Below are 12,944 nucleotides of genomic sequence, written 5' to 3' on the forward strand. Positions count from 1 at the left end.
AGTTCCGAATGAAACCTTTACTGCACGCCCTGGCCGGCCTGTCTCTGGCTGCATTGGCATCCACCCATTCGCTGGCGCAGGAAGCTGCCCCTGAAGTCGAAGTTAAAGTGACGCCGATTGCCGGCCCGCTTTATCTGTTACAGGGTCGCGGCGGAAATATCGTCGCCTCGGTGGGTGAAGACGGTGCACTGATTGTCGACTCTGACTATGCCAACTATGCGCCCGCTCACCAGGCCGCGGTGGCAGAGCTGACCGGGTCTGACGCTGCGCCGAAGTTTCTTCTGAATACTCACTGGCACTTCGATCACACCGGGGGCAACAATTTCTTTGGCGAGCGCGGTAGCGTAATCATTGCCCACCAGAATATTCGTTCTCGCATGAGTACCCGTCAGGATATGAAAGCCCTGGGCCGGGTGATAGAGCCGAGCCCCAAGCCTGCTCTGCCGGTGGTCACGTACGGCGATTCCATCGCCCTGCACTTTAACGGCGACGATATCCAGGTTGAGCACTTTCCCACCGGCCATACCGACGGCGACAGCATCCTTTTTTTCGCCGCTGAAAACGTCGTGCATATGGGCGACACGTTTTTCTTCGATCGGTTTCCGTTCGTCGACATTGGCTCAGGCGGCAATGCGTTTGGCCTGATCGCCAATATTGAAGCTGTGTTGATACGTATCGACGATGACACAATTGTTGTCCCGGGCCACGGCACCCTGACCGACAAGGCAGGGTTGGAGCGCTACCACAATATGCTGGTGACCACCTCCAGTCTGGTGGTGGCCAAGCTGGAAGAGGGCATGCCTATTGAACGAATCACCGAGGAGGGGCTGGGTGACGAGTGGGACAGCTGGGGCACCGGCTTTATCGACGAGGCCAAGTTCATCAGTTTTATTGCCGGCAGCCTAGATTAGCGCCTGATGACCGCTAAGAGCGCCCTCCAGCTCCAGCAGGGTTCTCTTGGCTTCCAGCCCACCGGCGAATCCGGTGAGAGAACCATCACTGCCGATCACCCGGTGGCATGGCACCACGATAGGAATCGGATTGCGGCCATTGGCCGCGCCCACCGCGCGCATGGCTGTGGGTTTCCCCAGCGCTTCTGCGATATCCCGATAGCTGCGTAATTCACCGAACGGTATGCGGGCCAATGCGCCCCAGACTGCGTTCTGGAAGTCGGTGCCGCCCGGGGCCAACGGCAGGTCGAATTCGCGCCGCTCGCCGCGGAAATACTCTTGCAACTGCTGCTTACACTGCGCCAGCGCGGGGTCGGTCTGCGCCTGCTGACAGGTGCTATCACCGTGGTGGCCGGGCCATTCGATCGCCGTGATGTGGCTGCCGTTGGAAACGAGCCGCATTTGTCCGATTGGGGTTTCCATATACTGGTAGTTCATTGGCTGAGGCTCCTCCACAGCAGGTTGGCAGCGTAGGAGCGCCATGGGCTCCACTGCTCGCAATCTGTTTTTAGCGCATTTTTCTCCCCGCCCAGTGCCTCCCAGGCTTTTACCAGACCGAGATCACCGAGCGGGAATACATCCGGTTCGCCGGCGCCGCGGATCGCTGCCATGGCAACGGTCCACGGGCCTACTCCTTTAAAACTCGCGAGATCAGTGAGCGTGAGCTGATCTTCCCTGCCGCTGAACGCCGTGCACAGGGCTTGCAATGTCTCCCGGCGCCGCCCGGGCATGGGGAATTCGCTGTCTTCAAGCGCGGCCAGTCCGGCCGCGGTGGGGAATGTGGGTTGCTCGCCGGTGCTGCATGCAGAGGCGAATCGGCTGCAGATACTGCGTGCAGCGACGGTGCTGACCTGCTGGCCGACGATTGCACGCACCGAGGCTTCAAAAAGCGACCAGTGGCCGGGTGAGCGACTGCCGGGGCTTTGCGCGAGCAGCGGCTGCAATTCAGTGCTCGTGCCGAGGCTCTGCTGGATGATATCCGGGTTGGCATCGAGGTCGAACATACGCCGCACGCGCTGGACCAGGGAGCGCAACTCTCGATGGTCGGGCAGGTCCACAGTCAATGCCAATGCGGGCCGGTTCTTTACCGGCCGAACTTCCAGCCAGGCGGGTTTACCACATGAGAGAAAATGCCGGCGAAAGGAATTGGCACTTACGTGCTCGATGGCAGTGATTTCGTGGTGAGCGAAGAAGTCGATCACCCCGTGCCAGTCGTAGGGCGGGCGGTACTGCAGCTGCAAGGTAATTGTCCCGTCGGCACTGCCGCGTTTGCCTCTGCCGCGCAGTTGGGTGGGGGTGAGCCGGAAATGCTCCTGCAAGGCGCTATTGAAGCGCCGCACACTGCCAAAGCCTGAGGCGAATGCGATCTCGGTGATCGCCATATCAGTTTCAGCGAGGAGTTTCTTGGCGAACAGCAGGCGCTGATTGAAGGCCACCGCCTGAGGTGATACTCCCAGCTCCTGCTCAAACAGTTTGCGTAGATAGCGCTCCCCAATACCCAGGCGGCCTGCCAGGTCCGCCAGGCTACCGTGGTCCAGCGCGCCCTCGCGAATCAGGTTTAAAGCCCGATCAACGGTAGTTGTGGTGCCCTCCCAGGCGGGGCTGCCGGGAGCCGACTCGGGCCGGCAGCGCAGGCAGGGGCGGTAGCCCGCATCGGCGGCCTGGCTCGCAAGGCGGTAGTAGCTGACGTTTTTTTCTGCGGGCGGTCTCGCCGGGCAAATGGGGCGGCAGTATATTCCAGTGGTGCGAACCGCGAGAAAAAACTCGCCGTCGAAGCGCGGATCCCGGGCGAGCCGGGCACGGCGGCAGGTTTGCTGATCCAGCGAGTTGGCGCTCAGTAGTTCCATGACCCTGAATATAGCGCCGGAAGCGGATCGACACTAGCCAGAATCGGCCCTCTATTAGGTGCTGCATCCAGGGCCTTGGCGTATTAGACTCAGCGCTCAGTTAATTTGAGTGAGGTGTCGAGTGGGGTTGATTGAAGCTGCAATTCCCTTTTTTGTTCTGGCCATGTTGTTGGAGCTGGGTTGGGGACTGCTCAAGGGGCGCAATACCTATCGCCTGAATGACAGCGTAAGCAGCCTGTTTCTGGGTGTGCTCAGCCAGGCGCGCGCATTTGTAACCCTTGGCATTGGTGGCTATGTCTATCACCTCACGACCGAGTATGCGTCATTGCCGCTGATGGATGCCAACAGTGCCTGGACGTGGGTACTGGCGCTCGTGCTCTACGATTTCTGCTACTACTGGCTTCATCGCATGGGCCATGAACGCACTATTCTCTGGGCAGCGCACGTGGCCCACCACCAGAGCGAGGAATACAATCTGACCACCGCGCTGCGCCAGACCAGCACCGGTTTCCTGTTGGGCTGGTTGTTCTACATCCCGATGTTTGCGCTGGGTATACCCGCGGAGGTTGTTGTTACCGTTGGGGCGATTAATCTGCTTTACCAATTCTGGGTACATACTGAGCACGTTGGCAAACTCGGCTGGTATGAATACATTTTTGTCACCCCATCCAATCACCGGGTGCACCATGCCCAGAACGATGTTTATCTCGATCGCAACTACGCCGGGATCTTTATTTTGTGGGACCGTATGTTCGGTACGTTTCAAGAAGAACTGGATGAGGAGCCGGTGATTTTTGGCATCCGCGGGCCGCTGCGCAGTTTCAATCCCTTGCATGCGCTGACGCATATCTATATCGATATGGCCAAGGACAGCTGGCGCGCGCAGAGCTGGCGCGACAAGCTGCACGTTTGGGTCGCGCGGACCGGTTGGCAGCCCGCCGATGTGGCTGAGCGCTATCCTCGCAATAAGAACGATCTGTCGACGTTCGAAAAGTACGACCCTGAAGTGCCCGCTCTCTTCAGCTGGTATGGGTTTTTCCAATTGTTGGCTATGGTCGCGCTACTCGGCTACATGCTGGCGGGCGAGCTCAGCTATTGGCAGGGTGTTGCTGGCTGGGCATTTCTGTTGGCGACTACCACGACAACCACGTTTTGGCTTGAAGCACGCGCGCAGGAAAAGGTGCTTAAGTGGGAGTGGCTGCGCCTGGTAGCACTCGCGCTGGCGATGGTATGGCTTGGCGCCTCGGCCGAGTTTGTTGTTGCTGCGGGCCTGTATGGTGCAGTCAATTTTGCGCTGCTGTGGCTTATGAGCCGGCGCGCGCCTGACGTCGCGGGCCACCCGGTGGCCTAGTCCAGATTTTAGTGCAGTTGTTTTGGCTCCACGCTGATGGAGCCCGCGCCATTGTCGATATACACCACCCCACCCACAACGCTTACATTCAACTGCATTGTTCTATCCATCAGGCCCGCGAGGGCCTGGGCCTCTTCCCAGCCGATCTGCCACACGCTGGTTCGGGGCAGGGCGGCGATACTTTCGCCATGGAGATTCCACCAGGTGTCAGCACTTTTGCCGAAAGCTATCACGTGGACAGCGCCCGCACGGCCACAAGCCTTGCGCAGCCGTGGCTCCTCAGGCTGGCCTACTTCTATCCATTGTTCCAGCTCGCCACCGTCGGAATGTCGCCACAGATCGGGTTCGTCGGCAGTGGATAGCCCCTTGGTGAACTCCAGCCCGCGCTCAGCGTTGAGGCAATAGGCCAACAGCCTTACGGCCATGCGTTCCAATGTTTCTGAGGGATGTTGCGCCAGTGTCAGGTTGAGGCTGTCGAAGCAGTTCCGGTCGCTATCGGCCAGCTCTATCTGGGCTTTGTATATCGTAGGTTTTAGCGCCATCTTCGTCTCAGTTGGATGAATCGAGTTGTGCCACGGCGTGCTCGGCAAAACCGGCGCCGGCCTGGGCGTATAGGTTGTAGGCTGAAATACCGTGCTGCTCGAGCTCCTCTCCCTCTTCCTTGAAGCGAACGACCGCAGCGACCTGCCCCCCATAGCCTAGGTCACTGAGCAGGTCGGCCACCAGCATATTCTCTGGATGGTTGGTCAGCGCGAGCAATACCAGCGTGACCTCGTCCAGGTTGACCTCGTGCCAGAAGTCCGGATCGGAAGCGTCTGCCGTGACAACTCTTCGATGCTTGCGGGCATGCTCGGCCAATTTTTCGTCGTTGAGATCCACCCCTAGCACGGATTCGCCGTGTTGTTCGGCGATGTTGTCATACGCGCCGGTGCCGATGTTGCCCATGCCCAGTACGATCACGCGGGTGCCGCCGGTCGCTGGCCTGATACTGCGCAGACGAACGGATTCAAATTTGCGCCAGTGATGATGGTATTTGCGATAGAGCTCGTGGGCGCGGCGATTGAGCGGTGAGGAGAGAATGAAGCTGATGGCAATGGCCAGGGAAATGACACTGGCCCACTGCGCGTCTAGCCAGCCTGCCTTGGCGGCCACGGCCACGACGACCAGGCCGAACTCACTGAAGTTGCCCATGGCGCAGGCGGCGAGCAGGGAAGTGCGTGGCGCCGTATGCAACCAGGCCATCAAGTGGAAATAGAGCGGTACTTTGACCATGGCCAGGACGCCGAGGATAACTGCCAGCCACAGGGTTTCCTGTTGTGGCCAGCCTCCCAGCCCGATGGTCAGGAAAAAGCCAACCAGGAACAGGTCCTTCAGGTTCATCAGGTTGCGGCCCAGCTCTTTGCCTTTCTGTGAGCCTGACAGCAGTACGCCAATCACAAGTGCGCCCAGGTCACCTTTCAGGCCCACAGCTTCAAACAGGGCAGCGCCCCCCAGCGCCAGTCCCATGCCCGCCAGAGTGAAGAGCTCGCCGTGGCCAGCGTGTGTAAGCATGCGCAGTACGGGTGCGCGCAGCAACCAGAGTCCCGGGAGCAACAGAGCCAGTGGTTCGGGCCAGGTGCCTTTGGTTGCGGAGAGAAACAGCACCGCGGCCAGATCCTGGATCAACAGAATACCGATAGCCTGGTTGGCGTGACGCGAGGCCATTTCGCCCTTTTCCTGCATCACCTGGATGACAAATACGGTACTGGAAAAAGTCAGTCCAAAAGCGATAACCAGAATCTCGGTAAAGCTCATGCTGAGGCCGGGTACCAGCGTGTCGTAGATCCATAGCACGGCCATGAAGAACAACTGTGTCAGTTGCATATGGATCAGAGTTGTACCCCACACGCGGGTCTGTAGCAGTTCTTTCGGTGACAGTTTGAGGCCGATCGTGAACAGTAGCAGTGTCACTCCCAGATCAGCGAGTTGTTGCAGCAGTTCTCCGGCTATGATGTCTGTCTCATGCAGGAAGAAACCGGCGGCCAGGTAGCCGATCAGCGCCGGAAGGCCAGCGATACGTGCCAGCAAGCCACAACACAGTGCGATGAGAATGATCAGGGGGTCGAGCATGAGGTCAGCCTGGGGTTTGTTTCCAACGCAGGATTAGCACGGCAATGCAGCATAGCATTGCCGTGGCGTCTGCCGCGACAGCGACTTCGGTGATAGTTGTCAGTGGCGCGGGTAGCGGCCGCAAGGCGATGGCGGTGCTGGCAGCACAGAGTGCGGTCGCTACAAACAGGGTAAAACGGGACTGGCCGAACAAGCCTATGCCTACGATAAGGTAAGTCGCACCGATAAAAATCGACGCTACTGCTTCCTCAGTCAGTGGCCGGAACCATAGCGAGGCGAGGTGGGCAACGCCACTGGTACACACGAGTGTGGCGGCAATTGCCCGGAGTTTGGAGGCGCGGTGAGAGGACATGGGCGCAATGTACCATCATCCTGCCTGTAGAGCGCGTGCTGTGCGTGAACCTGTGGCTCGACCGAGTGCCGCAGAGATCCGATTGCCTGCCGTCATCAAGCGCTCCAGGTCTATCCCGGTGGCGATGCCCATACCGTTGAGCATATAGACCACATCCTCGGTGGCGACATTGCCGGAGGCGCCACGCGCGTAGGGGCATCCACCGAGGCCTGCCACGGAGGCGTCGACGGTGGCGATACCGTGTTGCAGCGCGATCAGGATATTGGCAAGCGCCTGGCCATAGGTGTCGTGGCAGTGCACAGCAAGTTGCTCAGCGCGGAATTTTTGCAGCAAGGTTTCCAGCAAGCGCGCTGTGCTGCCGGCGGTGCCAGTGCCGATGGTGTCACCGAGTGAAACTTCATAGCAGCCCATGTCCAGCAGGGTGGCGGTGACTTCGGCGACGGCTTCGGGGGTTATATCGCCCTCATAGGGACAGCCGAGAACGCAGGAGACGTACCCGCGTACAGGGATGTTATGGCGGCGAGCTTCGGCCATGACGTCTTCGAATTTGCCCAGGCTCTCGGCAATGCTGCAATTGATGTTCTTCTGGGAGAAGGATTCAGACGCAGCACCAAACACCGCAACTTCATCGGCGCCCGCCTCCAGTGCGCGTTCGAAGCCCTTGATATTGGGGGTGAGCGCGGTATAGCGCACGCCCTCGCGCCGCTGCAGTTGGGCGAACACCTGTTCACTGTCCGCCATTTGCGGCACCCATTTCGGGTTGACGAAACTGCCGGCTTCAAGGGTTTTCAGGCCTGCCTCTGCGAGGTCATCCAGCAGTGCCAGCTTGGTGTCCAGAGAAATACTCCCCGACTCGTTTTGCAGGCCGTCCCTGGGGCCTACCTCGACAATTCTGACACGCGCTGGAACGTCCATCCGCTATTCCTCCTGTGCTGTGAATGCGAGCAGCTCGGCGCCGCCATCGACAAGGTCACCTGGCTGGTAGTAGAAGCTGTCTACCACCCCGTCGGCAGGTGCCCGTATGGTGTGCTCCATTTTCATGGCTTCCATTACCAGCAGGGCTTCATCGGCTTTCACGGTTGCACCGGGCGCTGCCAGTAGCTCGACGATGGTGCCGTTCATCGGGGCGTTGAGGCCGCCACCGCTGCCGCCGCTATCGTCCTCACCGGTATCGGGCAGCACCTCCTGGAAGTGACATGCGCCGTCATTCATGTATAGCGTGAAGCCGTCGTGGGTGCGGGCGAAGGTGCCGCGCAGGCGGTGGCCCTCGCGATCGATTAGCAACTGTTCGCCATTCAGGGTGCCCTGCAGGCGGGTTTGTGTGCCCGCTGCGCTTACAAGATAGAGCTCGCCGCGCTGTTCTATTTCAACGGCGTGTTCCGCCTGGTGGCAGTGTAGCGTCAGGCGGTGGACATGAGGTTCGTTCATGCGCCAGCCGCTGCTGTCATTCCAGGGCGAAGAGGGGTCGCCCGCTGCGGGGGCTGCGGCTCGGTTCTGCTTGTCCAGCAGCAACGCCAGAGCGGCGAGTGGCAATTCTTGCGCCAGGTCCTGATGGCGCTCATGAAAGATAAGGTCGTTGTGGCGCTCGATGAAACTCGTGTCCAGCTCGGCATCTACAAAGGGTTTAGACGTGCTGAGATTGTAAAGAAAGTCCAGGTTGGTTACTGTGCCGCCGATGCGATATTCGGCCAGCGCGGTGGCGAGCCGCTGCAGGGCTCGCTCGCGGTTTTCATCCCATACAATCAGCTTGGCGATCATCGGGTCGTAGTAGACGCTGATGTCATCGCCCTGGCGCACGCCGGTATCCACACGCACGTGGCGCGATTCCTCAGGTGGCTGCAGAAAGCCGAGGGTGCCGGTGGCCGGGAGGAAATCGTTGTCCGGATCCTCAGCGTATACGCGGGCTTCGAAGGCGTGGCCATTGATGCGGACTTCGCCCTGGCTCAGCGGTAGGGGCGAGCCACTGGCGACGAGCAACTGCCAGCGCACCAGATCCTGGCCTGTGATCATTTCGGTGACGGGGTGCTCAACCTGCAGACGCGTATTCATCTCCATAAAATAGAAGCTGCCGTCTTCGTCCAGCAGGAATTCAACCGTGCCCGCGCCGCGATAGTCGATGGCGCGAGCCGCTGTGACTGCGGCGTCTCCCATTTGCTGGCGCAGGGCTTCGGCCATGCCGGGAGCCGGCGCCTCCTCAATCACCTTCTGGTGGCGCCGCTGCACCGAACAGTCGCGCTCGGCCAGATAAACGCCGTTGCCGTGGTTGTCGCAGAACACCTGCAGCTCCACGTGGCGTGGTTTGGTGAGGTATTTCTCCACCAGCATATTGTCGTCGCCGAAACCTGCCATGGACTCGCGCTTTGCCGCGGCCAGCGCCTCGTCGAATTCTTCGGGGGCCCAGACCTGACGCATACCTTTGCCGCCACCGCCAGCGGTAGCTTTCAGCAGCACCGGGTAGCCCATGTCATCGGCTGACTGCTTGAGGACCGCAGGGTCCTGGTCGTCACCGTGGTAGCCCGGCACCAGTGGTACGCCGGCATCTCCCATGATGCGCTTGGCCGCTGATTTGGATCCCATGGCTTCAATAGCACCGGGAGGTGGGCCAATGAACACCACGCCGGCATCGGAGCAGGCCTGGGCAAAGGCAGCGTTTTCCGACAAAAAGCCATAACCGGGGTGAATGGCATCTGCGTGGGTGGTGACGGCTGCCTCGAGGATGCGCTCGGCCAGTAAATAGGATTCGCGGGCAGGGGGTGGGCCAATGTGAATGGCCTCGTCAGCCATGGCGACATGCAGCGCATCTCGGTCGGCATCGGAGTACACGGCCACTGTGGCAATACCCATCTCCCGGGCTGTCTTGATGACCCTGCACGCAATCTCGCCTCGATTGGCAATGAGAATTTTATTGAACATGGCTTACTCTCCGGCAATCCAGCTGGTGCGTGGCAATACTGAGCCCGTCGGTGTTTGTAGTTACGGTTTCCATGGGTCTTTCCTTACATCCGGAACACGCCGAATTGTGATTCTTCCACCGGGGCATTGAGCGCCGCTGAGATCGACAGGCCGAGCACCATGCGAGTGTCGGCAGGGTCGATCACGCCGTCGTCCCAGAGCCGGGCCGAGGCGTAGTAGGGGTGGCCCTGTTGTTCGTAGAGCTCGAGTGTGGGCCGTTTGAATTCAGCTTCCTCTTCCGGCGTCATCGACTTGCCGTCGCGCGCCAGTTGCTCCTGCTTTACAGTGGCAAGTACGCCAGCGGCCTGTTCGCCGCCCATCACCGATATGCGGGCATTGGGCCACATATACATGAAGCGCGGTTCATAGGCGCGGCCGCACATCGCGTAGTTCCCTGCGCCAAAAGAGCCGCCAATGATGACAGTGAATTTGGGTACATTGGCACAGGCAACGGCGTGAACCATCTTGGCTCCATGGCGAGCGATGCCGCCGTGCTCATACTGCTTGCCCACCATAAAGCCGGTGATGTTTTGCAGGAACACGAGGGGAATTTTTCGCTGGGCGCACAGCTCGACGAAGTGCGCGCCTTTCACCGCCGACTCAGCGAACAGGATGCCGTTGTTGGCGATGATGCCAACTGGGTAGCCGTGAATACGGGCGAAGCCGCACACCAGCGTTTCGCCAAACAGCGCTTTGAATTCGTCAAACTCTGAACCGTCGACGGTTCGCGCAATCACCTCGCGCACATCGAAGGGTTGCTTCGCGTCGGCTGGAATAACACCGTAAATGTCTTCTACCGGATAGGCGGGCTCGACACTTTCGCGCACGTCGACGTTGACCGACTTCACCCGATTCAGGCGGCCCATGCTGCGGCGCACGAGCTCCAGGGCGTGGTGGTCGTTGTTGGCGTAGTGGTCGGTAACACCGGAAGTGCGGCAGTGCACATCGGCGCCACCAAGCTCTTCTGCAGTCACGATTTCGCCCGTGGCGGCTTTTACGAGGGGTGGGCCACCAAGGAAAATCGTGCCCTGTTCCTTGACGATGATTGATTCGTCAGCCATGGCGGGCAGGTAAGCACCGCCGGCAGTGCAGGAACCCAGTACTGCGGCGATCTGGGGTATGCCCCGGGCAGACATACGGGCCTGGTTATAGAACGCGTGGCCGAAGTGATCCTTGTCTGGAAAGACCTCGTCTTGCAGCGGCAGGAATGCGCCGCCTGAATCCACCAGGTAGATACAGGGCAGGTTGTTCTCTGCCGCGATGGTTTGGGCACGGCCCTGCTTCTTCACGGTGAGCGGGTAATAGGTGCCGCCTTTTACCGTGGCGTCGTTGACGAAGATCATACATTCCTGGCCCGCCACCCGGCCGATGCCGGTGATGATGCCCGCGGCGGGTACCTCGTGTTCGTACACCCCGTGGGCGGCCAATTGAGAAAGCTCGAGGAAGGGCGAACCTGGATCGAGGAGGGCGTGGAGACGATCGCGAGGCAGCAGCTTGCCGCGCGATATATGGCGCTCCTGCGATTTGGCGCCGCCGCCCTGGCGAATTTTGTCCACCAGCTGGCGCAGGTCGTCCACCTGGGCCTGCATGGCGTCACGGTTGGCGGCGAAGGCCGCGTCGCGGGTATTGATGCGTGATTGCAGCACGTTCATGGGGTGCTCCGTTCGTTACTTGGTAGCGTTAAAGAGTTCGCGGCCGATCAGCATGCGCCGGATTTCGGAGGTGCCCGCGCCAATCTCATAGAGCTTGGCATCGCGTAACAGGCGGCCTGCGGGGGCGTCATTGGTATAGCCGATGCCGCCTAGCGCCTGGATGCATTGCAGAGCCATCTGGGTTGCTTTTTCGGCGGTGTACAGGATGACGGCGGCGCAGTCCTGACGAGTTTCCTCGCCGCGATCACAGGCGGCGGCCACGGCATAGAGATAGGAGCGACAGGCGTTCATATCCGCGTACATGTCCGCAAGCTTGCCCTGCATGAGCTGGAATTCACCGATGCTCTGGCCGAACTGCTTGCGGTCATGCAGGTAGGGCAGAGTGACGTCGATGCAAGCTTGCATGATGCCCACGGGGCCCCCGGACAGTACGGTGCGTTCGTAGTCGAGGCCGGACATCAGGATTTTTACACCGTCGCCTTCATTGCGCAGCACATTCTCGGCGGGAACCTCGCAGTCCTCGAATACCAGCTCGCAGGTGTTGGACCCGCGCATGCCCAGCTTGTCCAGTTTTGGCGAGCGGGAGAAACCCGGTAGATCGCGCTCTACGATGAAGGCGGTGATGCCTCTCGAACCGCCTTCCGGATCCGTCTTGGCGTAGATGATATAAGTGTTGGCGTCGGGGCCATTGGTGATCCACATCTTGGCGCCATTGAGGATGTACTTGTCGCCTTCTTTGCGAGCGTGGAGGCGCATGCTGACCACGTCGGACCCTGCGTCGGGCTCAGACATTGCCAGCGCCCCCACGTGCTCCCCGGAGCACAGCTTGGGCAGGTACTTCTCCTTCTGCTCAGCAGTGCCGTGTTTGCTCAGCTGGTTCAGACACAGGTTGGACATGGCGCCGTAAGACAGGCCGACGGAGGCGGAGGCGCGGCTAATTTCTTCCATGATGATCGAATGCGCAAGATAGCCCATGGCAGAGCCGCCGTACTCTTCCTCCACGGTCACGCCGAGCAGGCCCATGTCGCCGAATTTGCGCCACAGGTCCATTGGGAATTCGTTGTTCTTGTCGATGGCCTCCGCGCGAGGCGCGATTTCTTTTTGACTCATCTGGTAGACAGCGTCCCGCAGCATGTCGATTTCTTCGCCGAGGCCGAAGTTGAGGGTTGGGTAGCTTGTGTTCATGTGTGTGTCCTGGAATTTGGGGCGTTGTGGGGATTAGTTTTCAGCGGCCTGGAGTGCTTGTTCGCAGAGGCTCTCTACCTCGTTCAGACTGCTGAGAATGTCGTCGATATCGCGCTTTTGCTGTTCAAAGCGTGCGCGCCTGTCTCTCACAGTGGTGATAAGAGATTGTAGTTGCTCGGTGTTGTTGTGCCCGGGGTCGTACATGTCGATCACCTCGACGGATTCGTCGAGGGTCATGCCTATGCGCTTGCCGCGGAGGATAAGTTTGATGCGCACCCTGTCGGCCGGTGAGTAAAGGCGTTTCTGGCCTTCCCGGGCGGGCGTCACCAGGCCCTTCTCTTCGTAGAAGCGAATGGTTCGGGGGGTGACTCCGAACTCTTTTGCCAGCTCGGAGATTGTGTAGCTTGTGTGTTCAGTCACGCAGCTCGCCCGCAGGAATGGGAGTGTGGAGGTGAAATGTAGCACAGGTTTACGTTAACGTAAACGTAATATCAGTCTTGTGAGTGTGTGGCAGCGAACGTGGCTCTGCTATCATCCCCGCTTTAT

At 59.8% G+C, this 12,944-nt stretch carries 12 protein-coding genes; 2 read left to right on the top strand and 10 right to left on the bottom strand.

The window, feature by feature from the left end:
• The first annotated feature begins 8 nt into the window (after positions 1 to 8).
• Positions 9 to 911 carry an MBL fold metallo-hydrolase gene (locus tag EY643_RS02980; RefSeq protein ID WP_152660812.1) on the top strand — a complete coding sequence of 301 codons (903 nt, stop codon included), beginning with the start codon at positions 9 to 11 and terminating at the stop codon, positions 909 to 911.
• Here EY643_RS02980 and EY643_RS02985 read toward each other — a convergent pair.
• Together EY643_RS02985 and EY643_RS02990 are read right to left on the bottom strand one after the other, a co-directional pair.
• Positions 903 to 1,388 (bottom strand): methylated-DNA--[protein]-cysteine S-methyltransferase, encoded by a 486-nt coding sequence (locus tag EY643_RS02985; RefSeq protein WP_152660813.1) that lies wholly within the window; start codon positions 1,386 to 1,388, stop codon positions 903 to 905. The two genes, EY643_RS02980 and EY643_RS02985, sit on opposite strands and share 9 nt — an antisense overlap.
• On the bottom strand, positions 1,385 to 2,797 hold the full coding sequence (locus tag EY643_RS02990; RefSeq protein WP_152660814.1) for a DNA-3-methyladenine glycosylase 2 family protein: 1,413 nt from the start codon (positions 2,795 to 2,797) through the stop codon (positions 1,385 to 1,387). The genes EY643_RS02985 and EY643_RS02990 overlap by 4 nt, the downstream gene beginning before the upstream one ends.
• A gap of 121 nt (positions 2,798 to 2,918) precedes the next feature.
• Here EY643_RS02990 and EY643_RS02995 point away from each other — a divergent pair, with 121 nt between their 5' ends.
• A complete protein-coding gene (locus EY643_RS02995; protein WP_152660815.1) occupies positions 2,919 to 4,148 on the top strand; it encodes a sterol desaturase family protein in 1,230 nt (409 codons plus the stop codon).
• A gap of 8 nt (positions 4,149 to 4,156) precedes the next feature.
• Here the strand turns inward: EY643_RS02995 and EY643_RS03000 are convergent, their stop codons facing one another.
• The 8 genes from EY643_RS03000 to EY643_RS03035 all read right to left on the bottom strand — a co-directional run bounded on the left by EY643_RS03000 (position 4,157) and on the right by EY643_RS03035 (position 12,818).
• Positions 4,157 to 4,690, bottom strand: coding sequence for a YaeQ family protein (locus EY643_RS03000; protein ID WP_152660816.1), 534 nt, complete (start codon positions 4,688 to 4,690; stop codon positions 4,157 to 4,159).
• Between the two features lie 7 nt (positions 4,691 to 4,697).
• Positions 4,698 to 6,257 carry a cation:proton antiporter family protein gene (locus EY643_RS03005; protein WP_152660817.1) on the bottom strand — a complete coding sequence of 520 codons (1,560 nt, stop codon included), beginning with the start codon at positions 6,255 to 6,257 and terminating at the stop codon, positions 4,698 to 4,700.
• A 4-nt stretch (positions 6,258 to 6,261) separates the two neighbouring features.
• Positions 6,262 to 6,609: a hypothetical protein gene (locus EY643_RS03010; RefSeq protein ID WP_152660818.1), complete on the bottom strand. Its 348-nt coding sequence runs from the start codon at positions 6,607 to 6,609 to the stop codon at positions 6,262 to 6,264.
• A 15-nt stretch (positions 6,610 to 6,624) separates the two neighbouring features.
• Positions 6,625 to 7,524, bottom strand: a complete 900-nt coding sequence (locus tag EY643_RS03015; protein ID WP_152660819.1) for a hydroxymethylglutaryl-CoA lyase — start codon at positions 7,522 to 7,524, stop codon at positions 6,625 to 6,627.
• Between the two features lie 3 nt (positions 7,525 to 7,527).
• Positions 7,528 to 9,522 carry an acetyl/propionyl/methylcrotonyl-CoA carboxylase subunit alpha gene (locus tag EY643_RS03020; protein WP_152660820.1) on the bottom strand — a complete coding sequence of 665 codons (1,995 nt, stop codon included), beginning with the start codon at positions 9,520 to 9,522 and terminating at the stop codon, positions 7,528 to 7,530.
• 83 nt (positions 9,523 to 9,605) lie between these two features.
• Entirely contained in the window at positions 9,606 to 11,213 is a 1,608-nt protein-coding gene (locus EY643_RS03025) for a carboxyl transferase domain-containing protein (protein WP_152660821.1), read from the bottom strand.
• A gap of 15 nt (positions 11,214 to 11,228) precedes the next feature.
• Positions 11,229 to 12,398 carry an isovaleryl-CoA dehydrogenase gene (locus EY643_RS03030; RefSeq protein WP_152660822.1) on the bottom strand — a complete coding sequence of 390 codons (1,170 nt, stop codon included), beginning with the start codon at positions 12,396 to 12,398 and terminating at the stop codon, positions 11,229 to 11,231.
• Positions 12,399 to 12,431: 33 nt separating this feature from the next.
• Complete coding sequence (locus tag EY643_RS03035; protein ID WP_152660823.1) at positions 12,432 to 12,818, bottom strand: MerR family transcriptional regulator; 387 nt, start codon at positions 12,816 to 12,818, stop codon at positions 12,432 to 12,434.
• Positions 12,819 to 12,944 lie beyond the last annotated feature (126 nt).

This window comes from Halioglobus maricola (assembly GCF_009388985.1).
Lineage (GTDB): Bacteria > Pseudomonadota > Gammaproteobacteria > Pseudomonadales > Halieaceae > Halioglobus > Halioglobus maricola.